This window comes from Novosphingobium sp. B-7, assembly GCF_000410615.1.
Lineage (GTDB): Bacteria > Pseudomonadota > Alphaproteobacteria > Sphingomonadales > Sphingomonadaceae > Novosphingobium > Novosphingobium capsulatum.
The window spans coordinates 1-499 of the sequence record NZ_KE148470.1; the positions used below are offsets into that span (position 1 = coordinate 1).

Genomic DNA, 499 nt, shown 5'->3' on the forward strand with positions numbered 1-499 from the left:
CGGCGATGCCGCGCGCCTTGCCGTCGATGGCCGTGGCCAAGTCGTTCCTGCTTCATGCGCGCTTGCCGGGCTGGTGGCGGTGCAGCAGGTCAACAACGAAACCGGGGTGATCCAGCCGTTGGCGGCGGTGGCCCAGGCGGTGCGTGATGCCGGCGGCGTCTTGCTGGCCGATGCGGCGCAAGGCGCGGGCAAGCTGCCGCTGCCAGAGGCCGACCTGATCGCCATTTCGGCGCACAAGTTTGGCGGGCCGATCGGGGTGGGCGCCTTGCTGGTGCGCGATTGGGCGCTGCTCCATCCCACCGGCGGGCAGGAGCGCGGCTATCGTGCGGGCACCGAAAACCTGCCTGGCGCCCTGGCCATGGCCGCGGCGCTGGAGGCGGGGAACGCGTGGCTGGCTGATGTGCAGGGTCTGCGCGATCGGCTGGAAACCGCGCTGCTGGAAAGTGGTGCCGAGGTGATCGCGGCAGATGCGCCGCGCCTGCCCGCGATTGGTGCCTAT

General features: G+C 70.9%; 1 protein-coding gene. It reads left to right on the top strand.

Going from position 1 to position 499, the window contains the following annotated elements:
- Nucleotides 1-499 (top strand): aminotransferase class V-fold PLP-dependent enzyme (locus H926_RS29400; RefSeq protein ID WP_237741123.1); only part of this gene is annotated, 499 nt, incomplete at both ends.